The following is a 23,310-nucleotide window of genomic DNA, read 5'->3' as shown; positions in this document are numbered from 1 at the left end:
AGCCACTTCAGTGCAACGGTGTAACAGATAAAACGATGAATCAGACGCCGCTTTGCAACAACATGTTGCGCACGTGACCGATAGCCTTGGTTGGGTTAAGACCTTTCGGACATACGTTGACGCAGTTCATGATGCCGCGGCAGCGGAACACGCTGAACGGATCATCAAGTGAAGCCAGACGCTCATTGGTACGGGTGTCACGGCTGTCAGCCAGGAAACGGTAGGCTTGCAGCAGCGCAGCAGGACCCAGGAACTTGTCGGGGTTCCACCAGAAGGACGGGCAGGAAGTCGAGCAGCAAGCGCACAGAATACACTCGTACAGACCATCGAGCTTTTCGCGCTCTTCCGGAGTTTGCAGACGTTCGATGGCCGGAGCCGGCGTGTCATTCTGCAGGAACGGCTTCACCTTCTCGTACTGCTTGTAGAAGATGCTCATATCGACGACCAGGTCACGAATGACCGGCAAACCAGGCAGCGGACGTACGATCAGCTTGTTCTTGGCGACAACGGCAGACAGCGGCGTGATGCAGGCCAGACCGTTCTTGCCATTGATGTTCATGCCATCGGAACCGCACACGCCTTCGCGGCACGAACGACGGTAAGAGAAGCCTTCGTCCTGCTCCTTGACCAGCGCCAGCACGTCCAGAACCATCAGGTCCTTGCCACCGGTGTCGACCTGAAACTCCTGCATGAAGGGCGCAGCGTCCTGATCAGGGTTGTAACGATAAACACTGACTTGCAACATATCGGTCACCCCTTAATAAGTCCGAATCTTAGGTTCAAAAGTCGGAACAGTCTTCGGCGAGAAGTTCACGGCACGCTTGGTCACGCGCTTGTCACCCGGGAAGTACAGGGTGTGGCACAACCAGTTCTCGTCATCGCGATCTTCAAAGTCTTCACGGGCGTGAGCGCCGCGGGACTCTTTACGATGCTCTGCGGCGATCGCCGTGGCTTCGGCAACTTCCAGCAGGTTTTGCAGTTCAAGCGCTTCGATACGGGCGGTGTTGAATGCCTGGCTCTTGTCGTTGATCTTGACGTTGGCGATACGGCCGCGCAGGTCGGCCAGCTGGGCGATACCCTTCTGCATGTATTCGCCGGTGCGGAACACACCGAAGTAGTTCTGCATGCAGCTTTGCAGCTCTTTACGCAGCGTGGCGACGTCTTCGCCGGTGGTGCGCTCGTTCAGGCCGGCAACGCGTGCCAGAGCAGCATCGATGTCGGACTCGGAAGCGCGGGCGTAGTCGATACCTTCGCTCAGAGCCTTCTCCAGGTGGATACCTGCAGCGCGACCAAACACTACCAGATCGAGCAACGAGTTACCGCCCAGACGGTTGGCACCGTGAACCGATACGCAAGCCACTTCACCTACTGCAAACAGACCCGGAATGATCTGATCGACACCGGCGGCGTCCTGAGTGATCGCCTGACCATGAATGTTGGTGGCAACGCCGCCCATCATGTAATGGCAGGTAGGAACTACCGGAATCGGCGCTGTTGCAGGGTCGACGTGAGCAAAGGTCTTGGACAACTCCATAATGCCTGGCAGACGGCTGTGCAACACTTCTTCGCCCAGGTGATCGAGCTTGAGCATTACATGGTCGCCATCCGGACCGCAGCCGTTGCCGGCAATGATTTCCTTGACCATGGAGCGCGCAACCACGTCACGACCTGCAAGGTCCTTGGCGTTCGGAGCATAACGCTCCATGAAACGCTCGCCGTGCTTGTTGATCAGGTAACCGCCTTCACCACGGCAGCCTTCGGTGACCAGTACACCTGCACCGGCGATGCCGGTCGGGTGGAACTGCCACATTTCGATGTCCTGAACCGGGACACCGGCACGCAGCGCCATACCGATACCGTCACCGGTATTGATCAGGGCGTTGGTGGTGGACGAGTAGATACGACCTGCACCGCCGGTTGCCAGCACGGTGGCGTTGGCACGGATGTAGGAGGTTTCGCCGGTCTCAATGCAGATGGCGATGATGCCGACAAAGGCACCGTCCTGATTCTTGACCAGATCCACGCCGTAGTATTCGTTGAGGAATACCGTGCCAGCCTTGAGGTTGGCCTGATACAGGGTGTGCAGCAGTGCGTGACCGGTACGGTCGGCAGCAGCACAGGTACGTGCAGCCTGACCGCCCTTGCCGAAGTCCTTGGACTGACCGCCGAATGGGCGCTGATAGATGCGGCCCTGTTCGGTACGGGAGAACGGCAGACCCATGTGCTCGAGTTCGAAAACGGCTTCAGGGCCTACGGAACACATGTATTCAATAGCGTCCTGGTCACCGATGTAGTCGGAACCCTTGACGGTATCGTACATGTGCCAGCGCCAGTCATCGTTCGGATCGGCAGAGGCGATTGCGCAGGTGATGCCACCCTGGGCAGAGACAGTGTGCGAGCGCGTCGGGAACACCTTGGTGACCACGGCAGTCTTGTGACCGCCCTGAGCGAGCTGCAGAGCAGCGCGCATGCCGGCACCGCCACCACCTATGATGATGGCGTCAAAGGAAAGCGAGTTTATGTTAGCCATGAATCAGATACCCCAAAGAATCTGCACGCCCCAGACGAAGTAGGCGAACATCAGAACGCCGCATACCGCCTGAAACAGAAAACGTACTGCAGTAGCGGACTTGCCCAGCGCCATAGGCGTCAGGTAGTCGGTCGCAATGGTCCACATTCCGACCCAGGCGTGAGCGCCAAGGGCAACAAGGGCCAGCAGACTGAAGATACGCATCCCGTTGTGTGCGAACAGATCATGCCATTGGGCGTAGCTCAGACCCGGATGAAAGACCATGTATCCGATCAGGAATATGAAATAAGCCGCGAGCACGACCGCAGAAACACGCTGGGCCATCCAGTCATAGAGGCCCGAACGCGAGAGGTTGGTGACGTTGGTTACCATATCCATACTCCTGCCAGAAGAATCAGTACCACGGAAACCGCGATAACGATTTTGGAGCCCAGCTTGCCGCCTTCAAGCGTCTCGCCTACCCCGGAGTCCATGATGAGGTGACGGATACCGGCCACCATGTGATACAGCAGGGCAGACAGAAGCCCCCAGATGATCAGCTTGGCCAGCGGGCTGGTCAGACACGCCTTGACTTCACCGAAGCCTTCTTCGGACGCCAGCGACTTGTCCATTGCATACAGCATGATTGCAATACCGACAAAGAGGATGACACCGGAGATGCGGTGAAGGATGGACGTGTAAGCGGTGACTGGGAGCTTGATGGTCCTTAGGTCTAGATTTACAGGTCGTTGGCTATTCACGGCTTTTTTTCACACTGAAGAGCCCCTAACAATCAGGGCAAGTTGTTGGGAAGTGCACTGGTCAGGTACCCACCACCCAGGAAGTGACGACCCCCTTGAAACAGGCCAAAAAGCCTTTGGCGGTCGGACGCCGAGTATAGACAGTTAGGTTACTAATGACAACGCGCAGACTTACCGCCAATTGCGCATTGCGTTGCCGGGACAAAAGGCGTAAACGGCAGGAAACAGCTTGAAAAAATCCACAGCGAGCCCTTGCGGAACACGACTTTAGGCAAATTGACTTTAGAATTTATCTCACTATAGTGATGCGGGCCCTGCGTGGGGGGCCTGTCTGATGATTTGAAGCATAAATAGGAGGCCACATGGCTGACAAAAAAGCGCAGTTGATCATCGAGGGCGCTGCCCCCGTCGAGCTGCCAATTCTGACCGGTACAGTGGGTCCGGACGTGATCGACGTACGCGGCCTGACCGCCACCGGCCGCTTCACATTTGACCCTGGCTTCATGTCCACGGCCTCTTGCGATTCGAAGATCACCTACATTGATGGTGACAATGGCATTCTGCTGCACCGCGGCTACCCGATCGAACAACTGGCCGAGCAGTCCGATTACCTCGAAACCTGCTACCTGCTGCTCAACGGCGAACTGCCGACCGCCGAACAGAAAGCCCAGTTCGTGGCCGTGGTCAAGAACCACACGATGGTTCACGAGCAACTCAAGACCTTCTTCAACGGCTTTCGTCGCGACGCCCACCCGATGGCCGTCATGTGCGGCGTAGTCGGCGCACTGTCAGCGTTCTACCACGACTCGCTGGACATCAATAATCCGCAGCACCGCGAGATTTCTGCTGTACGCCTGGTCGCCAAGATGCCGACCCTGGCAGCGATGGTCTACAAGTACTCCATGGGGCAGCCCATGATGTACCCGCGCAACGACCTCAGCTACGCCGAAAACTTCCTGCACATGATGTTCAACACCCCGTGCGAGATCAAACCGATCAGCCCGGTACTGGCCAAGGCGATGGACAAGATCTTCATCCTTCACGCCGACCACGAGCAGAACGCCTCGACGTCCACCGTACGTATGGCAGGTTCTTCGGGTGCCAACCCGTTTGCCTGCATCGCTGCCGGCATCGCCGCGCTATGGGGCCCGGCACACGGCGGCGCCAACGAAGCGGTACTGACCATGCTGGATGAAATCGGTGACGTGTCGAACATCGACAAGTTCATCGCCAAGGCCAAGGACAAGAACGATCCGTTCAAGCTCATGGGCTTCGGTCACCGCGTCTACAAGAACCGTGACCCGCGCGCCACCGTAATGAAGCAGACCTGCGACGAAGTACTGAAAGAGCTGGGCATCACCAACGACCCTCAACTCGAACTGGCCATGCGCCTCGAAGAGATCGCCCTGACCGACCCGTACTTCATCGAGCGCTCGCTGTACCCGAACGTCGACTTCTACTCGGGCATTATCCTCAAGGCTATCGGCATTCCGACCAGCATGTTCACCGTAATCTTCGCTCTGGCGCGGACCGTCGGCTGGATTTCGCACTGGAAAGAAATGCTCTCCAGCCCTTACAAGATCGGTCGCCCTCGCCAGCTCTACACCGGCAATGTGCAACGCGACATCGTCGCCCTGCAAGATCGCAAGTAAGCGTTACACGCAAAAACAAAGGGCTGCCACTGGTAGCCCTTTTTTGTGCGTACTGCATACTGCAGATTATTGCGCTTGCGCGGCCCGCTCTCTGAGCGCTTTCAGCGTGTTGAACGGCGCGTCGACAACAAACTTGTTGGCCAGCATCGATGGCACGCTACCACCGGGCTCGGTGTGAACCTGATAAGTCACCTCGGTCTGGTTTGGCCCCTTGGGCACCATCCTCCAGAACCCCTTGACCTCGGTCACACGCACGAAACCCTTTTCCTCGGGAACGTACTTGGGCTGCTCCTCAAGATTCCGGGTAATACTGCCGTCAGCCCCCTCCTGAGTGGTGATCAACAACACCGAGTCACGGGGCGTCACCGGCCAGGGCGTATTGAACTGGCTGTAGGTCCAGGTCTTGTTACCTTCGTGCTTGAGTATCTTCTGCAACTTACACTCATGAATCCAGGCGCAGGCCCCGACAACATCCTCTTGAAGCGCACGCAGCTTGCTCACGCTGGCATTGATGACCGCAATGCCCTGGTAGGCCTTGTAGTCGGACCCAGGCACGTCACTCAACGAAACCTTGATGCCATCCTCATTCTTGACCACTTTCCAGTCGTCAGCCTGCGCCGTTCCGGCAAGCATTACAGTCAAACCACAAGCAACAGCCATGCGATACAGCGGACTCATTGTTTTATTCCTTGTTTTGAAGTTCCGACAAAGCCCTTGCGCCCAAAAACAGCCCGTTCATGCCACTGCAGTAGCTTTTTCCCACCAGCCGATAAGGCGAATGGCATCCGCCTGGTCGACTCCGCAGACATCTTCAGCCGCCTTGAACTGACCGCATACCGCAGGTCGCTCGGGCCTGCCGAACAAGGCGCACAGAAACTCGACCGACAAGTGCAGGCATCGCTCACCTGCAGGTTTTCCCTCAGGCATGCCGGGTATGGGAGATGTGATGGAAGGCGCTATGCAGCACGCACCACAATCGGGACGGCAGTCCATGACCAGGCACCCTTACTGAAAAATAGAAAAAGAGGAAGGATATTAACCGTCAAAACGTCTGTTTGAAAACGCTGTATCGGACGATAGGCAGGGCTTACTGCTTGAATTTGAAATCCAGTGCAGCACCTTCCACATCACGACGGTTTTCGTTGCGCATCTGCAGTTGCATTTCGTTGGTCAGCAATCGACCTTCAAGCTCAAAGGGACCCGGATTAGCCGAAGCCCCCTTGTCGCCGAACATCTGCGGCAATATCGGCTTGCGCTTGCTGGCAATCACATTGGCGGGCGGGTCCAGCTCCTTGACAAGCTCGGGCGGCAAACTCAGGTCGAGCTTTGGCGATTTGATGCGCACATCCTTGGCACTGGCCGTTTTGGCGTCTTTGGCGTTCTTGCGCTTGCTGACAGGCGCCTTGGCTGCCACTACTTTCGAAGGCGACTTTTCAGAGACTGCCGCCTTGGCCAACGGAGGCGCTGAGGGTTGTGATTTTTCCTTGCCCACCACTACCGGAACCACCGGGACACCCGGCATCAACTGATGCATGGTATCGGGTGCCTTTATCTGTTTTGCATCCGTCGCCACCGCCTCCACAGGAGCCTCGGTCTTCAAGTGCACTTCAGGCGAGACCGGAGCAGTAATAACCGCCTCGGTTTTGGGCTTAGGCACAGTCGAGTCCTGAGCATCACAACCACTCAGAAGCACAACGACAAGCAATCCCAGACAGCGAAAAACATTCATAGGCAAAAAGTCAGGCAAGACAGTGGCAAAGAGCCGGAAAAGAAACACATGCTGTCCTTTTGAGGCCAACCTGACAAGCCAAGAGTTCAAAACAACTGACAAAAAATCTTTACAACTCAGTACACATGTACCGCTTCCTGACACAACTGCTTGGCCAGAATACCCAGCGTCATCAGAGCTCGCTCAGCCTCTTTGTTCCAAGGCATCCCGCAGTTGAGGCGAATGCAGTGATTGAACTGCTCGGTATTACTGAAGATCAACCCTGGCGCGATACTAATACCCTGCTCCAGCGCACGAACATGCAGCTCCTGAGTATTGACCCGGCCCGGCAGGCTGACCCACAGAATGAACCCACCCGCAGGGCGACTCATCTGCGTGCCCTCAGGGAAGAATTGCTGCACCGCCAGCTGGAAGGCGCTGAGATTCTTGCGGTATTCCAGGCGAATGAAACGCAAGTGCCGATCGTAGCCGCCGTTTTCGAGGTACGCAGCGACTGCCATTTGCGTGACACTGCATGCAGAGTGCGTGCTGAAAGTCTGCAGACGTTGAATTTCTGCCTGGTATTTGCCAGCAATGATCCAGCCGATACGTACACCCGGCGACAGGGTCTTGGAAAAGCTGGAACAGTAAATCACCCTCCCCAGCCGATCGAACGCCTTGAGCGCCTTGGTCCTCCCGACTTCGAACATCAACTCGCCATAGACGTCGTCTTCAACCACCTGAATATCGAAGTCCGAGGCCAGACGCAGGAGGTTTTTCTGCCGCTCCTCCGGCATCGTGCCGCCCAATGGGTTGCTCAGGCGCGAAGTCAGTACCAGCGCCTTGATTGACCATTGATTGGCCGCCAGTTGCAGGGCCTCCAGACTGATGCCGGTGGCCGGATCGCTGGGGATTTCGATCACCTTCAAGCCCAGCAGATCGGCAAGTTGCAACAATCCGTAATAAGCAGGCGACTCGGCAGCAATCAGGTCACCCGGACGGGTCAGCACACGCAGGGTCATCTGCAGTGCGTCCACGCAACCATGAGTGATCACCACCTCGGACGGATCAACCACCACGCCAGCGTCGCGCATACGGATGGCGACCTGCCTGCGCAGCGGTTCGAACCCCGGACTGAACATATAACTGAAGGCCCGCGGGCTATGAAAACGCGTGACTTTCGCCAGTTGCTGATGCAGCGCGCGCACCGGCAGGTAGTCCACATGAGGCACAGCGGCACCCAGGGCGAACACGCCCTCGCGGCGGGATTCTTCGAGCACTTGCTGGATAATGCTGCTGCGCGTGACCAGACCAGGCCGCTCGACCCGCGCGATATCCGGGGTCGAAGCCGTGAGTGCCGGGGTTTGATGAACATAGTAGCCGGACTGAGGACGCGCCCGGATCAACCCTTGGTCTTCAAGATTCGCATAAGCCTGCAACACCGTGGCATGGCTGACATTGAGCTGCGAACTCATCTTGCGAACCGAAGGCACACGCTCACCGGGTTGATACACCCCGCGACGGATATCTTCGGCAAGCTGCTGGGCGATACGTTGATAGAGCAAAAGAGTGGTCATGACACAGCCTCGAAAAGACCGGCGATTTATTGTTTTTAAAAATACAGATACGGAATAACCGGCACAGTCCAGAAGTGTACGGGAACAGTTTACATTCAAGCCAGCGATCGCGACCGCTGCACGAAAATAAACGCGGCTGAAAACGCCATATGCAAAGCCTTTAAAGCCAAAAAAGCCCGAGGCCGTTTCCGGCGTCGGGCTTTTTGAGAGGTTTTTATCAGCGCGCCGCGCCTAACTGACCTTTTTCATCGGAAAAAACAATTTCCACACGGCGATTTTGCGCGCGCCCTCGCTCGGACGCATTGGCATTTACGGGAAACTGCTGACCATAGCCCTCGACATGGATACGTTTCTCGTCGACACCCAGGTCCATCAGAACGTCTGCGACCGCTTGTGCACGATCCTTCGACAGCTTCAGATTCTCCTGACGGTCACCTGTGCTGTCGGTATACCCCTCGATCCGGACCACTCGACGCGGATTGATCTGCAAGAACTGCACAACCTTGAGAATGGTGCGACTGGCCGAGCTTTTCAGCTCGGCGTGCCCGGCGTCGAACAGCACATCTCCCAACGTCATGACCAGCCCGCGACCGGTCTCGGTGGTTGCCAGACTGAGGATCTGATCTTCCAGCCAGCGCCCCTGCTGCTGGGCGCTGGCCAGCTTGGCCTCACGCAGCGCCAATTGCAGACGCTGGCGCTCCATATCCATTTTCGCCAGGCGCTCCTGGCTCAGCATCAGGTTGCTGTGCTCACGCGCGATCTCGCTGTAGCGGCTGCTGAGGTAGGCGTAATGACTGACATCGGCACCGCTTCCCAGATAGCTGGACAGACGCTCGGCGCGAGCCAAAGATTCGCCAGCGCGAATCACATCCTTGGGCGCGCTGCGCAACACATCGGTATCTTCCTTGACCTTCTGGAAATCGGCACCGGCCTGTTGCAAGGCCTGTCCGCTGTCCTGATGACCGGCACACCCGTAAAGGCCAGCCGAACCCAGCAACAGGCACACACTCAGTACACGCGGAAGACGGTTCATTGTGCCTCTCCCAGTTGCTTGCGTAACCGATTGAGGCGGGTATTCAACTGATTGACCTGCTCCTGACTCTTAAGGGTGAGCACTCGGGCCTCTGCCAGCCGGGCATCAAGCTCGGCCTGCTCGGCTTTCATGCGCGCGTCCTTGTAGGCGTGGGTCGCCATGGAGGCGCGAGCTTCGGCAAAGCGGGCCAGAGCGACTTCCATCTCGGGCTGATCATCACCCGCGCCAACGGCTTTGGCCTGCTCCAGCGCCTGCTCGGTCAGCTTGAACTGCTCGGTCGGTAGCGGGTCGCTGGCACAGCCAGCCAGCGTGGCGATGGCCATGACGGCGATTAAAAAACGAATACTCACAAAAACATCCCTACTTGTCTGGTGCGCTGGCGCTGGCAGGTTGCAACAGTTGGGCTTTCCACAACTCCAGGTTGTGCCTGATGACATCACCCGCAAGGCCGGAGGCGGCCGATTCTGTCATCTTTTTCGCCAGTTGTCCGCGCAACCATGGTTCGTTGCAGGCCGAATTGAACGACAACGCCAGATAAAACCCGGGCGTATCGACCGGCAAGGGTTGCGCAGCCAGGTCTGCTGAAAGACCCAGCGTCTGCACCATTACCATCCCGGCGTAACGTCCGGCAAGCACGTAATCCACCTCACCCAACGCCAGCTTCTGAAAAGCCGGGGTGAGGCCTGATAGGCGTGTCAGGGCCAGATGCTGCTTGGCCGCAGCCTCGAATGAAGGCGTCAATCGGGTCTTTTCCGACATGGCACCAGGATGGTCGTGCAGCTCGGCCAGGGTATTGAACGGTACGCTGTGATCGTGGCGCGTCCAGACCATGATGTCGTTCTGCACAATCGGCGGGTGAATGTAGTCAAGCGACTCAAGTTGCGCTGCATTGAACGGCGCGTCCGCCAACAGATCCATGCGCCCGGTGCGCACCTCTTCAAGTGCCTGACTGCGTTTGCCGCCGTACAGGAACTCGACCTTGATACCCAGCTCACCTGCCGCCTGTGTCAGCAGATCGGCATTGGCGCCCATCAGATGACGTGGGTCTTGAGGATCACGCCACAGATAAGGCGGCGCATCCGGACTGCCGGTCACAATCAGACGCTCGCATTTGCCAGCAGCGAGTGACAGCGTCGGCAGCATGATCAGCCCGAGAAAAAGCGAAGACAGCAGCCGGGGGTGCACCATGGAAAGTCCTTTTGATACCCGATAAAAAACCCGCTCTATCCGGGCCTATGTACCGCAAGCTACCTGCCGGCACACAAACCGCGAACGGAACGGGTTCTCTTTATAGTGGAAGCGCGTGGCTTAAACCAGCTTCTCCAGCTCGGGAATGGCTTCGAACAAATCAGCCACCAGCCCGTAATCGGCTACCTGGAAGATCGGAGCTTCCTCATCCTTGTTGATCGCAACGATCACCTTGGAGTCTTTCATGCCGGCCAGATGCTGAATGGCACCGGAAATACCGACAGCAATATACAGCTGAGGCGCAACGATCTTGCCGGTCTGGCCGACCTGCATGTCGTTGGGCACAAAGCCGGCGTCGACCGCAGCACGGGAAGCACCCACTGCCGCACCGAGCTTGTCGGCCAGCGTGTAAAGGTGCTTGAAGTTGTCGCCGTTCTGCATGCCACGACCGCCGGATACGACGATCTTGGCTGCTGTCAGTTCTGGACGATCGGATTTGGCCAGTTCTTCGCCGACGAAGCTGGACTTGCCCGCATCGTGAGCAGCCAAAACCGCTTCAACATAAGCCGAACCACCCTCGGCAGCGACCGGATCGAAACCGGTGGCACGCACGGTGATGACCTTGATCGCGGCAGTGGACTGCACGGTAGCAATGGCGTTACCGGCGTAGATCGGGCGGGTGAAGGTGTCAGCCGAGACCACCGAAACGATCTCGGAGATCTGATCGACATCCAGCTGCGCGGCAACGCGAGGCAGGATGTTCTTGCCGTTGGAGGTTGCAGCAGCCAGAACGTGACTATGACCCGCAGCAAGCTCTACGACCAGTGGCGCAACGTTTTCAGGCAATTGATGTGCGTAGGCAGCGTTGTCGGCCACCAGAACTTTCGCCACGCCGGCAATTTTGGCGGCGGCGTCGGCAACGGCGCTTACGCCTGAACCTGCAACCAGCAAGTGGATGTCACCGCCGATCTTCTGCGCGGCAGCCAGGGTATTGAGCGTAGCCGGGGCTACGGTCGCATTGTCGTGTTCAGCGATAACCAGGATCGTCATTTAGATTACCTTCGCTTCGTTTTTCAGTTTCTCGACCAGTTCAGCCACCGATTTGACCTTGATGCCCGCGCTGCGTGCAGCCGGTGCTTCGACCTTGAGGGTCTTGTTGGTCGATGCCGTGGAAACGCCCAGTGCATCCGGGGTCAGCACTTCTAGCGGCTTTTTCTTGGCTTTCATGATGTTGGGCAGCGAAGCGTAGCGTGGCTCGTTCAGGCGCAGGTCCGTGGTCACGATGGCTGGCAGGCTCAGGGAAACAGTCTGCAGGCCGCCGTCGATTTCACGGGTCACGGCAACCTTGTCACCGGAGACTTCAACCTTGGAGGCGAACGTACCTTGCGGGTAGCCGCTCAGCGCAGCCAGCATCTGGCCGGTCTGGTTGTTGTCGCTATCGATAGCCTGTTTGCCAAGGATCACCAGTTGTGGCTGCTCCTTGTCGACCACTGCCTTGAGCAGCTTGGCCACGGCCAGAGAGGTCAGCTCTTCGGCAGACTCGATCAGCACGGCACGGTCTGCACCCAGCGCGAGAGCAGTACGCAGTTGCTCCTGAGCTGTGGTCGGACCAATGGTGACGACCACGATTTCCGTTGCCACGCCCTTCTCTTTCAAGCGCACCGCTTCTTCAACAGCGATTTCGCAGAACGGGTTCATGGACATTTTGACATTGGCAAGATCGACGCCGGAGTTGTCCGCCTTGACGCGAACCTTGACGTTGTAGTCGACCACTCGTTTGACAGCTACAAGAACCTTCATGGATTCCTCACTCTCCGGTGAAAAGAAGTCGCCTGGCGACACCAGACGATCGATATGTGTCCTCAACAAGCAATCGCAATGCGTGCAGGCCGTCCGGGCGACTTTAAAAAGCCATATAAAAGCCGGGAGTCACCCGTCAAGCAGCGGCAGGGTGTGTAAAATGCGCCGTGCGACGTTGACCTGTTGCCTGCACCGCGTCCGCCTGATGCCTTTTGAGAGACTTCCTGCAACGCAGGTGCCTCGTTCAGCCTACGGCAAACGCAAAACCGCCCGTATATTGACCGCAACGCCTTTTACGGTCAATACGCCAAATCGGCCAGTTCCGAGTCTGGTGTCTTTGATTTATCTGGGCTGCGGGCAATTCAAACAAACGTTTGTATTGGACCCATGTAGTGGTGTAGATATAATGCGTGCCATTAAAAGACGGGTGGTGCTCGACACCTCCTGCGTCGGCCTGCAGCGACCCATAAAGCAGCGCCCATAAAAATACCGTGAGCCTTGAACGTAGGAGATAGCCTGTGGAACGCGAATACATGGAATTCGACGTCGTCATCGTCGGAGCCGGCCCTTCCGGGCTTTCTGCCGCTTGCCGCCTTAAACAGAAGGCCGCTGAAGCCGGGCAGGAAATCAGCGTCTGCGTGGTGGAGAAAGGCTCCGAAGTCGGCGCACACATTCTGTCCGGTGCCGTGTTCGAACCGCGCGCACTGAACGAACTGTTTCCAAACTGGCAGGAATTGGGCGCTCCGCTCAATACACCGGTCAAGCGCGATGACATCTACGTCCTGCGCGACGCCGAAAAGGCGCAGAAAATTCCGGACTTTTTCGTCCCCAAGACCATGCACAACCATGGCAACTACATCATATCCCTGGGCAACCTGTGCCGCTGGCTCGCCCAGCAGGCTGAAAACCTCGGTGTGGAAATCTATCCGGGCTTTGCCGCTCAGGAAGCACTGTTCGACGAAAACGGCGTGGTACGCGGTATCGTCACCGGCGATCTGGGTGTCGACCGCGAAGGCAACCCCAAGGAAGGCCTGTACACCCCCGGCATGGAACTGCGCGCCAAGTACACGCTGTTCGCCGAAGGCTGCCGCGGTCACATCGGCAAGCAATTGCTCAAGCGCTTCAATCTCGACGACGAAGCCGATGTGCAGCATTACGCCATCGGCCTGAAGGAAATCTGGGAAGTCGACCCGGCGAAGCATGAACAGGGCCTGGTGGTGCATACCGCAGGATGGCCACTGGACGACGCCAATCCGGGCGGCTCGTTCCTGTACCACCTGGAGAACAATCAGGTGGTAGTCGGCCTGATCGTCGACCTGTCCTACAGCAACCCGTACCTGTCGCCGTTCGACGAATTCCAGCGCTACAAGCACCACCCGGTCATCAAACAGTATCTCGAGGGCGGCAAACGCATCAGCTACGGCGCACGCGCGATTGCCAAGGGCGGCCTGAACTCGCTGCCGAAGATGGTATTCCCCGGCGGCGCGTTGATCGGTTGCGACCTCGGCACCCTGAACTTCGCCAAGATCAAGGGCAGCCACACGGCAATGAAGTCCGGCATGCTCGCAGCCGAGTCGGTTGCAGATGCCCTGTTCGCCGGCAAGGAAGGCGGCGACGTGCTGACCTCCTACGTCGATGCCTTCAAGGCCAGCTGGCTGCATGCAGAGCTGTTCGCCAGCCGCAACTTCGGCGTGGCGATCCATAAATACGGCGCGATCAAGGGTGGCGCATTCAACTTCATCGATCAGAACATTTTCGGCGGCAAGCTGCCGTTCACGCTGCACGACACCACGCCGGACTACGCCTGCCTCAAGCTGGCAGCGGACTCAAAGAAAATCGATTACCCGAAACCCGACGGCAAGCTCAGCTTCGACAAGCTCAGCTCGGTATTCCTCTCCAGCACCAACCATGAAGAGGAACAACCTTGCCACCTGAAGCTGACCGACCCGAGCATCCCGATCAGCAAGAACCTGCCACTGTACGACGAGCCTGCCCAGCGCTATTGCCCGGCTGGCGTGTATGAAGTCATCACCAAGGAAGATGGCGAGAAGCGCTTTCAGATCAACGCGCAGAACTGCGTGCACTGCAAGACCTGCGACATCAAGGACCCTTCGCAGAACATCACCTGGGTTGCACCGGAAGGCGCTGGCGGGCCGACGTACCCGAATATGTAAGGCAGCGGCAAGCTACAGGCTCTGATCTTGCCGCTTGTAGCTTGCCGTTAAACCCTACAGCCCTCTTCTCCCGGACTGCGCTCAAAGTAACGTTTGTATTCACGGCTGAATTGCGACGCGCTCTGATAGCCGACCCTGAGCGCGACCTGCGACACATTCAGCCCGTCGGCCACCAGCAATTGCTGGGCCTTGAGCAGGCGCAGACGTTTGAGGTACTGCACCGGTGACAACAGGGTGCTGCGTTTGAAGTGCTCGTGAAAGGTCGAGGTACTCATGTTTGCGCAACTGGCCAGCGTGTCGACGTTCAGCGCGTGATCATAGTGCTCATGCAGATAGGTTACCGCCGAAGCAATCCGTGCGAATTGCCCCTGCTGTTCGACCAGCGCACGCAATACACCTGATTGCGGTCCACGCAGCGCGCTGTATAACACCTCGCGAATCCTTGATTGCCCCATCGCCTGACACTCCAGCGGATCGTGCAGACAACGCAGCAGGCGTTCGACGCTGTCACGCATCGCAGAGTCGATACGTACCGAGGTCATCGACTCCGGGGTCTGCATCTGGCTTTCCTGGCCGCTGGCCGGGCCCATCGCTTGCACCAACTCGCCAAGCAGCACGCGGTCGATGGCTACCGACACGCCATACAGCGGCTTGTCCGGGGTGGCGAAGGTCTCACATTTGAATGGCACAGACAGCGCCTGAATCAGGTAATGCCCGGTGCCGTACTCAAACGTGCGCGGCCCCAGGCAGGCGACCTTGCTGCCCTGCACGACGATCATCAGGCTCGGCTCGTAAATCTGCGGGCTGCTGGCGACATAGCCAAACGCCGAAAGCACACGAACCTCGGGCAAATGCGTCGCCACAAAGCCGGGACGCACTGCCAGCGGCTGGATCAAGGAGACAAGCGTGGCATTGCCATCGATAACAACAGGTAACGTCATGGGAACAGCCTGACAGAGAAACAGACAGCTGTATCATCGCAGATTTGCGCTTCATAGCCGACCCTGAAAAGTCAGGCCGGAGGAATAGGCATGAAACACGTAGGATTCACCATAGCCACGAAGGGCACGTATCAGGACAATTGACCGCCTCTATTCCGTAACACCTTGCGAGGTCAAACATGTACACAGCTATAGGTTATGCCGCACAGTCAGCTACCGCCCCCCTCGCCCCGATGACCTTCGAACGTCGCGCTCCGCGTGCCGACGACGTTGCCATCGAAATCCTCTACTGCGGCGTCTGCCACTCCGACATCCACCAGGCGCGCAACGAATGGGGCATCGCTGTTTACCCGCTGATGCCTGGCCATGAAATTGTCGGTCGCGTGACCGCCACTGGCGCCAACGCCAGCAAATACAAGGTCGGCGATCTGGTCGGTGTTGGCTGCATGGTCGATTCGTGCCGCGAATGCTCGGCCTGTAAATCGGATCTCGAGCAGTATTGCCTGGAAGGCCCGACCATGACCTACGCCACGCCTGACCGCGTGGACGGCAGCAACACCATGGGTGGCTACTCCAACAGCATCGTGGTCGCCGAGCATTTCGTTGTGCGCATTCCAGAGAAACTCGACCCGGCTGCTGCTGCGCCAATCCTTTGCGCAGGCATCACTACTTACTCGCCGCTCAAGCACTACGGTGTGAAGGCTGGCGACAAGGTCGGCATTCTGGGCATGGGTGGCCTGGGCCACATGGGCATCAAGTTCGCCAAGGCAATGGGCGCTGAAGTGACCCTGTTCACCCGCTCCGCAGCCAAGGCTCAGGAAGCACGTCGTCAGGGTGCAGATCATGTGATCGTGTCCACCGACGCCGAACAGATGAAAGCAGCTGCCGGTCATTTCGACTTCCTGCTCGACACTATTCCGGTCCAGCATGACCTGAACCCCTACCTGGAAACGCTGCGTTTTGACGGCGTGCACATTCTGGTCGGTCTGATCGAGCCGGTCGAGCCGCCAGTCCATGCAGCCCACTTGGTGATGAGCCGTCGCGTGCTGGCCGGTTCGCTGATCGGTGGTATCGCTGAAACTCAGGAAGTACTGGATTTCTGCGCCGAGAACGACATCACCTGCGACATCGAAATGCTCGATATCCGCAACATCAACGAAGCCTACGAGCGCATGCTGGCCGGTGACGTGAAATACCGCTTCGTGATCGACATGGCCACGCTGCAGGCCTGATTCGCTGCGACTCAGCCGCCGAGATCGGCCGAGAGTTCCGCTGCTATCTGCTTGATCAGCGGGACCAGCTCGGTCATCTTCTCCAGCGGCATGTAGGGCACGGTACTGGCGACACTGATGCCGGCAACAATCTGTTTGCTGGCATCACGTACCGGCGCTGCAACGCAACGGATCGACGGTTCGTTGTCCTCCAGATCGAAAGCATACCCCCCCTGCACGTATTCCTCCCTTCGCACCTGCAACTGCTCCCAGGTTTGTTGCTCATGAGCAGGCCATAGCGGATTCCTGCCACTGCTCGGCATGCTGGCATCATACAACCGCTGCCACTCCGGCAACCCGCTGTCCAGCAGCAACGCCTTGCCGATACCGGTTCGCACCAGCGGCATGCGATGTCCGACCCGCGAGCGCATTTCCGGGCCATTGCGACCAGGGTTCTTGTGCAGATAAAGCACGTCGTCCCCTTCCCGCACCGCCAGATGCACCGTATCGCCCGTCAGCTCCGACAGCCGATCCAGATATGGCCGGGCGAGCATTGCCAGTGGCACTTCTTCGCGCGCCTGAAACCCCAGCTCAATCAGTTTCGGTCCAAGCAGATAACCCACTTGAGGCACCACCCGAAGGTAGCGCTCCTCGACCAGGCAACTGGCCAGACGGTGAGTGGTGCTGCGTGTGGTGCCGATCAGCCGGGCGATTTCCTTCAGGTCCCGTGCGCCACCGGCCACCGCCTGCACCACGCCAAGCCCGCGCAGCAGGGTCTGGGTCCCTGTCGGCGCCGGTTCTTTGCCGGTAATTTTTTCAGGGATGATCGAATCGTTGTACATGACAGGCCATTTTCATAAGAGGGGCGGATCGAAAAGCTGACGGCATTATCGCCGCCAGCGTCCAGATACGTCGACATCAGAGCTCGATACGCTCTACCTTGCCTACCAGCAGGATGTAAGACAGCGCGCCCAGCAATGCCAGCACAGAAATGTAAGTGATGGCAGGCGCAAACGAATCACCCGTTGCCAGAAAGCCGATCACGATCGGCGTGGCGATGGCTGCGAGGTTGCCGATGAAATTGAACGTGCCGCCAGTCAGGCCCAGCAAGCGCGCCGGGGCCAGGGTCGATACCAGCGACCAGGTGATCGACGCCAGACCGTTGCCGAAGAATGCCAGCGCCAGAAAGGTGATGACCAACGGGGTGGAGTCAACGAAGTTGGCACCGATGATCGAGGTCGAGATCAGCAACCCGGCAATGATTGGCAACTTGCGCGCAAAGCCCACGCTATGCCCGCGACGGATCAGCCAGTCGGAGAAAAACCCCGAACACAGTACGCCGACAAACGCCGCGAGAAAAGGCAACGACGCCAGCAGCCCGGACTTGATGAAATCCATGCCGCGGTATTTCACCAGATAGGTCGGGAACCAGGTCAGAAAGAACCATAGAGTGGAGTTCAGGCAGAACTGCCCCAGATAGATTCCCCACAGCTTGCGCTTGCTCAGCACAATGCCCAGGTCCAGCCAGCTGAAACCCTGCGTCTGTTTTTCGACATCCTTCTGGATGTCTACCAGACCACCGCCCTCTTTGATCAGGTCGATTTCCTGTTGATTTACGCCTTTGAAGTCACGCGGCTCGCGATACACCGTGTACCAGATCAGCGCCCACAACACGCCGACGCCACCGGTGGCTACAAACACCATGTGCCAGCCGTAGTGCGCCTGCAACCAGGCCAGCACCGGGGTCAGAAACGCCAGGCCGACGAACTGCCCCGAGGTATAGACGCCAATGGCAGTAGCCCGCTCGCGCTCCGGAAACCAGGTGGTCACGACACGGCTGTTGATCGGATAGGCAGGTGCTTCCAGCGCACCGACCGCCATGCGCAGTACGAACAGCGCAATAAAGCTGGCGGCAAAACCAAGCATGATGGTCGCGATGGACCACAGCAGCAGCGCCGCGGTGTAAAGGATACGCGGCGGCACACGGTCCACCAGCCAGCCACCAGGCAATTGCATGGCGGCATAGGTCCAGCCGAACGCGGAAAAGATCAGCCCGATGTGAACCGTATCAAGGCCCAGCTCGGCGGTCAGCGACGGAGCGGCAATCGACAGGTTGCTGCGGTCCAGGTAGTTGATCACCACCGTAATGAACAGCAGCACCATGATGAAGAAACGTTTGCGGGACGGCGTCACCAGGGATGCCGCACCCTCCAGAGTTCGAGTGCGCATGGAATGTAGCCTCTTGTTGGATTTATTGAGGTCTGTGTTTCGATACAACTGAGCGGAAGGCACGCCGATTCTCGTTCCCGCGTAGAGCGCTCATCGTTATACGCAAGTGCGCTTTTGATTCTGGCCGAAGGCCGTAGGAGCGAACGTGTTCGCGAAGACAATTGTTCAAACGAAACATTTTCAGAGAACAGGTAAGCCTGTTCGCGAACAAGTTCGCTCCTACGCCCTGCGGGCAGAAGCCTGAACGCCCATTTTCCAGGCTCTTCAGGACTTATGTGTGGCGATGAGCGCAGAGCGCCGAAACGATGGCTAGCGGATTTGCTTTTCTACCACTCCGCAAAACTGCCATCGGCATGGCGCCAGATCGGGTTGCGCCAGCGATGACCGATGGCCGCGCGTTCGATGACGTATTCTTCGTTGATCTCGATGCCCAGGCCCGGCCCGTTGGGGATCTTGACCATGCCTTGGTCGTAATCGAAGACTTCCGGGTGCTTCACGTAATCGAGCAGGTCGTTGCTTTCGTTGTAGTGAATGCCCAGGCTCTGCTCCTGAATGAAGGCGTTGTAACAAACCGCATCCAGTTGCAGGCACGCCGCCAGCGCGATAGGCCCGAGCGGACAATGCAGTGCCAGCGCGACATCGTAGGCTTCGGCCATGTTGGCGATCTTGCGGGTTTCGGTGATGCCACCGGCGTGGGACGCATCAGGCTGGATGATGTCGACATAACCTTCGCTCAACACGCGCTTGAAGTCCCAACGTGAGAACAGCCGTTCGCCCAGGGCAATCGGCGTGCTGGTCAGCGGTGCCAGCTCCTTCAGTGCTTCATAGTTCTCACTGAGCACCGGCTCTTCGATGAACATCAGCTTGTAGGCGTCCAGCTCTTTCATCAGCACCTTGGCCATGGGCTTGTGAACCCGGCCGTGGAAGTCCACACCGATGCCGACATTCGGCCCGACCGCATCGCGTACAGCAGCCACATTGGCCAGCGCCAGGTCGACCTTGTCGAAGGTATCGAGAAATTGCAGCTCTTCGGTGCCGTTCATTTTCACCGCAGTAAAACCACGTCCGACCGCTTCTTTCGCAGCCCGCGCAGTGTCGGCAGGACGATCACCACCGATCCACGAATAGACCCGAATCTTGTCACGCACCTGACCACCCAGCAGGTCACTGACGGAAACGCCCAGGGCCTTGCCCTTGATGTCCCACAACGCCTGATCGATGCCTGCCAGAGCGCTCATGTGGATCGCCCCACCCCGGTAGAAGCCGCCGCGGTACAGCACGGTCCAGATGTCTTCGATGTTGCGCGGATCCTTGCCGATCAGGTAATCGGAGAGTTCTTCCACAGCAGCGGCCACGGTGTGCGCGCGGCCTTCTACGACCGGCTCGCCCCAGCCGACAACGCCCTCGTCGGTCTCGACCTTGAGGAAGCACCAGCGCGGCGGAACGATGAACGTGGTGAGTTTGGTGATTTTCATGGGTGCGGTTTCTCTTGTTGATTCTCTTACTGGATAACAACTACCGGAGCCGGTCAGTCTGCAAGCGCCGTAATGTGCTGCTTCCAGGCAGCCACATAGGCCTGGGCGCGCTCGGTAACGTCGGAGGTGCTCATGCCTGGCTTGAACAGCCCGGAGCCCAGACCGAAGCCTTTCACGCCGGCATCGAGGAACACCTTCATGTTGTCCGGCGAGATCCCCCCGACCGGCAGTAGAATCGTGCCCTTGGGCAATACTGCCAGCCACGCCTTGACCACCGCGGGCGACATCTGCTCGGCAGGAAACAGCTTCAGTACATCAGCCCCTTCGGCCAGTGCGGCAAAGGCTTCGGTCGGCGTAGCCACGCCCGGTGAGAGGAACAGCCCGGCAGCCTTGGCTGCACGCAGCACCTTCGCATCGCTGTGCGGCATGACAATCACCTGGCCTCCGGCATCCTTGACCTGAGTCACCTGTTCAGGGGTCAGCACCGTTCCCGCACCGATCAGGCAATCGGCCGGCAGCTGCTGGCGCAACAAGCGGATGCTGTCGAACGGCTGTGGAGAGTTGAGCGGCACTTCAATGACCCGAAATCCGGCCTCGTACAACACATCGCCAATCGCAGGCGCTTCTTCGGGACGCAGGCCGCGCAGGATTGCGACCAGACCGTTTTCCTTCAATGCTTGCTTGAGCATGTCACACCTCTTGAATGTCTGGGGATGGCGGGCTTGCGAGCAGCCCCGCCTGTTCAGCGACCCGCCACAACCCCCGCTCGGTGGCCTGCGCAGCCAGCGTTACGCTGGAAAAACCGCACACTTCAAGGCCTCGGGCGTAGCGTGTGCACAGCGACTCGCTGCCGATGAGGATCACAGCTGGCAGTTGTTCATGCGTATGCAGATGCAGTCTGGCAATGGCCACCAGTTCATGGCCGATCAACAGGCCGGAGAGGTAGTCAGGCTGGGCAGTTGCACCCAACTGCCCGGTCAGCCCGAGCGTTCGGGTGCTGAATATGGTGGAAAGCGGCCCGGCGGCCCCTTCCTGTGACAGGGCAATCGACAGCCCCCAATCAAACGCCTGACTGTCGAATGCCTCGGGCTGCTGCATGGTGCGACCGAGAATGGTGTGCGCACACAGGGCGGCGTAGACCTCGCCGGTCATGAACGTATCGAAATGAACGATGCGGCCGCGTGCTACCTGAACCCACTTGGAATGGCTGCCGGGCAGACCGATCAGCAAGGGCTGGCTGCTCTGCTCGGCGTCGAGGCCGGCCAGCACACCCAGCACCTGGGTTTCTTCGCCACGCATGACGTTGGGCAGGGTAGAGCGTTGCAGGACGCCAGGGATGATGTGCACCGTCACACCGCGCGCACTGCGTACGGTCTGCAACGCTGCGCTCAGCTCGTAGACACTGGCCGGCGTTTCCCGATAAGCCGCCTCGCGCCAGCCCTGTGCACTGCCGACCATGCCACAGGCGATCACCGGCAGGCCGGGCTGGGCATCGAGCCAGTCGCCGCAGGCCTGATCGAAAGCCAGCTCGAAGCCGTCACTGCACAATTGCCCGGCAATCAGGCGCGGCGTGGTCGGCAGTTGCATGATGCCCGCGCTCAAGGCGCGCTGTTCCAATACCTGGCCGTGCTCGCCAAGTCGATAAGCACGAAGGGAGGTAGTCCCCCAATCGAGTGCGATCAATTGCGCCTGCATTGCTTCACCTGTTGTTTTATTGGAAGTGAGTGCAGCCCGACTATAAACCTGTTGTTACAGATATCTCAATATGTAAATTTTAATCCCATATATTGGGAAATGTCAGATATAAAAACCACAGCCCATAAAAAACCCGCTGCCCTTTCAGGAAGCGGGTTTCGTGTGAAACCGAAGCATCAACGCTCCAGCAGTATCCTCAGCATGCGGCGCAGCGGTTCTGCCGCGCCCCACAACAACTGGTCACCCACGGTGAAAGCGCCCAGGTACTGCGAACCCATGTTCAGTTTGCGCAAACGGCCCACCGGAATACTCAGGGTGCCGGTCACGGCAGTCGGGCTCAGCTCGTGCATGCTGGCTTCGCGGTTGTTCGGCACCAGCTTGACCCACGGGTTGTGCTGGCTGATCAAGCCTTCGATGTCCGCAATCGGCACATCCTTGTTCAGCTTGATGGTCAGCGCCTGACTGTGGCAACGCATGGCGCCGATGCGCACGCAAATGCCGTCGACCGGGATCGGGCTCTTGAAGCGACCGAGAATCTTGTTGGTCTCGGCCTGACCTTTCCACTCTTCGCGGCTCTGGCCGTTAGGCAACGCCTTGTCGATCCACGGGATCAGGCTGCCCGCCAGTGGCACGCCGAAATTCTCGGTCGGGAACGACTCGCTGCGCATGGCTTCAGCCACCTTGCGGTCGATATCCAGAATGGCGCTGGCCGGGTTGGCCAGCTCATCAGCCACGGAAGCGTGCACCGCACCCATCTGCCTGATCAGCTCGCGCATGTTCTGCGCGCCGGCTCCGGAGGCCGCCTGATAGGTCATGACGTTCATCCACTCGACCAACCCGGCGTCGAACAGACCGCCCAGGCCCATCAGCATCAGACTGACCGTGCAGTTACCGCCGATATAGTTTTTGGTGCCCGCATCCAGCTGCTGGTCGATGACCTTGCGGTTCACAGGGTCGAGCACGATAACAGCGTCATCCTGCATGCGCAGACTTGAGGCGGCATCGATCCAGTAACCCTGCCAGCCGGCTTCGCGCAGCTTGGGGAACACCTCATTGGTGTAGTCGCCACCCTGACAGGTCAGCACTACGTCCAGGGTTTTCAGCTCGTCGATGCTGTAGGCGTCTTTCAGTGGCGCAACATCCTTGCCCACCGAAGGCGCCTGGCCACCGACATTGGAAGTAGTGAAGAACACCGGCTCAATGAGATCGAAGTCCTGCTCTTCCCGCATCCGCTGCATGAGCACGGAACCGACCATGCCACGCCAACCGATCAGACCTACACGTTTCATCGCAACTACACCTTGAATAAAAGTGGGACCACCGCTCTGCGCATGCACAGCAGGCGGCGGGCCAGAGA

Annotated in this window: 23 protein-coding genes; 3 read left to right on the top strand and 20 right to left on the bottom strand. The window is 58.5% G+C overall.

Annotated elements, in window-relative coordinates:
- Positions 1-40: 40 nt before the first annotated feature.
- Genes RGM3321_RS27065 through sdhC form a run of 4 tightly spaced genes read right to left on the bottom strand, consistent with a single transcriptional unit; the run spans position 41 to position 3,270 of the window.
- Complete coding sequence (locus tag RGM3321_RS27065) at positions 41-745, bottom strand: succinate dehydrogenase iron-sulfur subunit (protein WP_054985783.1); 705 nt, start codon at positions 743-745, stop codon at positions 41-43.
- A 12-nt stretch (positions 746-757) separates the two neighbouring features.
- Positions 758-2,530, bottom strand: a complete 1,773-nt coding sequence (gene sdhA, locus RGM3321_RS27060; RefSeq protein ID WP_244395594.1) for a succinate dehydrogenase flavoprotein subunit — start codon at positions 2,528-2,530, stop codon at positions 758-760.
- A gap of 3 nt (positions 2,531-2,533) precedes the next feature.
- Positions 2,534-2,902 carry a succinate dehydrogenase, hydrophobic membrane anchor protein gene (gene sdhD / locus RGM3321_RS27055; RefSeq protein WP_003382006.1) on the bottom strand — a complete coding sequence of 123 codons (369 nt, stop codon included), beginning with the start codon at positions 2,900-2,902 and terminating at the stop codon, positions 2,534-2,536.
- Entirely contained in the window at positions 2,896-3,270 is a 375-nt protein-coding gene (sdhC, locus tag RGM3321_RS27050) for a succinate dehydrogenase, cytochrome b556 subunit (RefSeq protein ID WP_002552975.1), read from the bottom strand. Before sdhC ends, sdhD begins: the two co-directional genes overlap by 7 nt.
- A 362-nt stretch (positions 3,271-3,632) precedes the next feature.
- On the opposite strand from sdhC, the gene gltA reads away from it, so the two are divergent.
- Complete coding sequence (gltA, locus tag RGM3321_RS27045; protein ID WP_002552974.1) at positions 3,633-4,922, top strand: citrate synthase; 1,290 nt, start codon at positions 3,633-3,635, stop codon at positions 4,920-4,922.
- A gap of 66 nt (positions 4,923-4,988) precedes the next feature.
- Here gltA and RGM3321_RS27040 read toward each other — a convergent pair whose 3' ends face one another.
- From RGM3321_RS27040 to RGM3321_RS27000, 9 genes are all read right to left on the bottom strand, one after another.
- Entirely contained in the window at positions 4,989-5,600 is a 612-nt protein-coding gene (locus tag RGM3321_RS27040; RefSeq protein WP_244395593.1) for an START domain-containing protein, read from the bottom strand.
- A 57-nt stretch (positions 5,601-5,657) separates the two neighbouring features.
- Entirely contained in the window at positions 5,658-5,915 is a 258-nt protein-coding gene (locus RGM3321_RS27035; RefSeq protein WP_244395592.1) for a YkgJ family cysteine cluster protein, read from the bottom strand.
- 94 nt (positions 5,916-6,009) lie between these two features.
- Positions 6,010-6,651, bottom strand: a complete 642-nt coding sequence (locus RGM3321_RS27030) for a translation initiation factor 2 (protein ID WP_279614145.1) — start codon at positions 6,649-6,651, stop codon at positions 6,010-6,012.
- A 116-nt stretch (positions 6,652-6,767) separates the two neighbouring features.
- Positions 6,768-8,207, bottom strand: a complete 1,440-nt coding sequence (locus RGM3321_RS27025) for a PLP-dependent aminotransferase family protein (RefSeq protein WP_244395590.1) — start codon at positions 8,205-8,207, stop codon at positions 6,768-6,770.
- A gap of 217 nt (positions 8,208-8,424) precedes the next feature.
- Entirely contained in the window at positions 8,425-9,240 is an 816-nt protein-coding gene (locus RGM3321_RS27020; protein WP_244395589.1) for an OmpA family protein, read from the bottom strand.
- On the bottom strand, positions 9,237-9,590 hold the full coding sequence (locus RGM3321_RS27015; RefSeq protein WP_244395588.1) for a DUF4398 domain-containing protein: 354 nt from the start codon (positions 9,588-9,590) through the stop codon (positions 9,237-9,239). Before RGM3321_RS27015 ends, RGM3321_RS27020 begins: the two co-directional genes overlap by 4 nt.
- A 10-nt stretch (positions 9,591-9,600) precedes the next feature.
- A complete protein-coding gene (locus tag RGM3321_RS27010) occupies positions 9,601-10,428 on the bottom strand; it encodes a transporter substrate-binding domain-containing protein (protein WP_244395587.1) in 828 nt (275 codons plus the stop codon).
- A gap of 120 nt (positions 10,429-10,548) precedes the next feature.
- Positions 10,549-11,478, bottom strand: coding sequence for an FAD-binding protein (locus RGM3321_RS27005; protein WP_244395586.1), 930 nt, complete (start codon positions 11,476-11,478; stop codon positions 10,549-10,551).
- On the bottom strand, positions 11,479-12,228 hold the full coding sequence (locus tag RGM3321_RS27000) for an electron transfer flavoprotein subunit beta/FixA family protein (RefSeq protein WP_244395585.1): 750 nt from the start codon (positions 12,226-12,228) through the stop codon (positions 11,479-11,481).
- Between the two features lie 518 nt (positions 12,229-12,746).
- Between RGM3321_RS27000 and RGM3321_RS26995 the strand changes: the two genes are divergently transcribed.
- Complete coding sequence (locus RGM3321_RS26995) at positions 12,747-14,402, top strand: electron transfer flavoprotein-ubiquinone oxidoreductase (RefSeq protein ID WP_244395584.1); 1,656 nt, start codon at positions 12,747-12,749, stop codon at positions 14,400-14,402.
- 47 nt (positions 14,403-14,449) lie between these two features.
- Here RGM3321_RS26995 and RGM3321_RS26990 read toward each other — a convergent pair whose 3' ends face one another.
- Positions 14,450-15,343 carry an AraC family transcriptional regulator gene (locus RGM3321_RS26990; RefSeq protein WP_058400453.1) on the bottom strand — a complete coding sequence of 298 codons (894 nt, stop codon included), beginning with the start codon at positions 15,341-15,343 and terminating at the stop codon, positions 14,450-14,452.
- Positions 15,344-15,522: 179 nt separating this feature from the next.
- On the opposite strand from RGM3321_RS26990, the gene RGM3321_RS26985 reads away from it, so the two are divergent.
- Positions 15,523-16,575 (top strand): NAD(P)-dependent alcohol dehydrogenase, encoded by a 1,053-nt coding sequence (locus RGM3321_RS26985; RefSeq protein ID WP_031594913.1) that lies wholly within the window; start codon positions 15,523-15,525, stop codon positions 16,573-16,575.
- A gap of 11 nt (positions 16,576-16,586) precedes the next feature.
- Here the strand turns inward: RGM3321_RS26985 and RGM3321_RS26980 are convergent, their stop codons facing one another.
- The 6 genes from RGM3321_RS26980 to asd form a co-directional block, all read right to left on the bottom strand.
- Positions 16,587-17,396: an IclR family transcriptional regulator gene (locus RGM3321_RS26980; protein ID WP_244395583.1), complete on the bottom strand. Its 810-nt coding sequence runs from the start codon at positions 17,394-17,396 to the stop codon at positions 16,587-16,589.
- A gap of 76 nt (positions 17,397-17,472) precedes the next feature.
- On the bottom strand, positions 17,473-18,783 hold the full coding sequence (locus RGM3321_RS26975) for an MFS transporter (protein ID WP_244395582.1): 1,311 nt from the start codon (positions 18,781-18,783) through the stop codon (positions 17,473-17,475).
- A gap of 326 nt (positions 18,784-19,109) precedes the next feature.
- Positions 19,110-20,315, bottom strand: coding sequence for a galactonate dehydratase (dgoD, locus tag RGM3321_RS26970; protein WP_279614163.1), 1,206 nt, complete (start codon positions 20,313-20,315; stop codon positions 19,110-19,112).
- Entirely contained in the window at positions 20,312-20,947 is a 636-nt protein-coding gene (locus RGM3321_RS26965) for a 2-dehydro-3-deoxy-6-phosphogalactonate aldolase (RefSeq protein ID WP_244395580.1), read from the bottom strand. The genes dgoD and RGM3321_RS26965 overlap by 4 nt, the downstream gene beginning before the upstream one ends.
- Before the next feature lies 1 nt (position 20,948).
- Entirely contained in the window at positions 20,949-21,953 is a 1,005-nt protein-coding gene (locus RGM3321_RS26960) for a 2-dehydro-3-deoxygalactonokinase (RefSeq protein WP_244395579.1), read from the bottom strand.
- A 176-nt stretch (positions 21,954-22,129) separates the two neighbouring features.
- A complete protein-coding gene (asd, locus tag RGM3321_RS26955) occupies positions 22,130-23,242 on the bottom strand; it encodes an aspartate-semialdehyde dehydrogenase (RefSeq protein WP_244395578.1) in 1,113 nt (370 codons plus the stop codon).
- Positions 23,243-23,310 lie beyond the last annotated feature (68 nt).

Origin of the sequence: Pseudomonas sp. RGM 3321 (genome assembly GCF_022836805.1) — a bacterium.
Taxonomy (GTDB): domain Bacteria; phylum Pseudomonadota; class Gammaproteobacteria; order Pseudomonadales; family Pseudomonadaceae; genus Aquipseudomonas.
This window is presented reverse-complemented; position numbering and strand designations above follow the sequence as displayed.

Coding starts and splice junctions, on each gene's coding strand:
- RGM3321_RS26985 (WP_031594913.1), top strand. CDS start 15,523: ATGTACACAGCTATAGGTTATGCCGCACAGTCAGCTACCGCCCCCCTC.
- RGM3321_RS27025 (WP_244395590.1), bottom strand. CDS start 8,207: ATGACCACTCTTTTGCTCTATCAACGTATCGCCCAGCAGCTTGCCGAA.
- RGM3321_RS27005 (WP_244395586.1), bottom strand. CDS start 11,478: ATGACGATCCTGGTTATCGCTGAACACGACAATGCGACCGTAGCCCCG.
- RGM3321_RS27030 (WP_279614145.1), bottom strand. CDS start 6,651: ATGAATGTTTTTCGCTGTCTGGGATTGCTTGTCGTTGTGCTTCTGAGT.
- RGM3321_RS26960 (WP_244395579.1), bottom strand. CDS start 21,953: ATGCAGGCGCAATTGATCGCACTCGATTGGGGGACTACCTCCCTTCGT.
- sdhD (WP_003382006.1), bottom strand. CDS start 2,902: ATGGTAACCAACGTCACCAACCTCTCGCGTTCGGGCCTCTATGACTGG.
- RGM3321_RS26965 (WP_244395580.1), bottom strand. CDS start 20,947: ATGCTCAAGCAAGCATTGAAGGAAAACGGTCTGGTCGCAATCCTGCGC.
- RGM3321_RS27000 (WP_244395585.1), bottom strand. CDS start 12,228: ATGAAGGTTCTTGTAGCTGTCAAACGAGTGGTCGACTACAACGTCAAG.
- RGM3321_RS27040 (WP_244395593.1), bottom strand. CDS start 5,600: ATGAGTCCGCTGTATCGCATGGCTGTTGCTTGTGGTTTGACTGTAATG.
- RGM3321_RS27020 (WP_244395589.1), bottom strand. CDS start 9,240: ATGAACCGTCTTCCGCGTGTACTGAGTGTGTGCCTGTTGCTGGGTTCG.
- RGM3321_RS26975 (WP_244395582.1), bottom strand. CDS start 18,783: ATGCGCACTCGAACTCTGGAGGGTGCGGCATCCCTGGTGACGCCGTCC.
- RGM3321_RS26980 (WP_244395583.1), bottom strand. CDS start 17,396: ATGTACAACGATTCGATCATCCCTGAAAAAATTACCGGCAAAGAACCG.
- RGM3321_RS26990 (WP_058400453.1), bottom strand. CDS start 15,343: ATGACGTTACCTGTTGTTATCGATGGCAATGCCACGCTTGTCTCCTTG.
- gltA (WP_002552974.1), top strand. CDS start 3,633: ATGGCTGACAAAAAAGCGCAGTTGATCATCGAGGGCGCTGCCCCCGTC.
- sdhA (WP_244395594.1), bottom strand. CDS start 2,530: ATGGCTAACATAAACTCGCTTTCCTTTGACGCCATCATCATAGGTGGT.
- asd (WP_244395578.1), bottom strand. CDS start 23,242: ATGAAACGTGTAGGTCTGATCGGTTGGCGTGGCATGGTCGGTTCCGTG.
- RGM3321_RS27065 (WP_054985783.1), bottom strand. CDS start 745: ATGTTGCAAGTCAGTGTTTATCGTTACAACCCTGATCAGGACGCTGCG.
- RGM3321_RS27010 (WP_244395587.1), bottom strand. CDS start 10,428: ATGGTGCACCCCCGGCTGCTGTCTTCGCTTTTTCTCGGGCTGATCATG.
- RGM3321_RS27035 (WP_244395592.1), bottom strand. CDS start 5,915: ATGGACTGCCGTCCCGATTGTGGTGCGTGCTGCATAGCGCCTTCCATC.